At 64.7% G+C, this 272-nt stretch carries 1 pseudogene; it reads left to right on the forward strand.

Annotation, left to right across the window (positions count from 1 at the left end):
* Window positions 1-272 (forward strand): annotated as a pseudogene (locus B3605_RS21020) (sensor histidine kinase); the annotation flags it as partial.

Consider the following 272-nt stretch of genomic DNA (forward strand, 5'->3'; position numbering starts at 1 on the left):
CGCCGGCATGCTGGCGCTGCTCTTTATCATCGTTGCCAGAGGCAGCCACCTGATCGACGTCCAGCGGCGGTCGCTTGACAAGCAGGTCATCGAACTGTCGCGGATGCTCGACCTCAACCGGGCTCTGCGAAGGCGCGCCGACACGGCAAACCAGCGCACGGCAACACTCAACGAGCGCTATCTCCGCCGCATCTCTGCCGAACTGCATGACGGCCCGGCGCAACTGCTGGGCTTTGCCGCGCTGAGGCTGGAAGCGATTGCCAAGGGCAAGG

It is taken from the genome of Rhizobium sp. UBA1881 (genome assembly GCF_002338015.1).
In the GTDB taxonomy this organism is placed as follows: Bacteria; Pseudomonadota; Alphaproteobacteria; order Rhizobiales; family Rhizobiaceae; genus Rhizobium.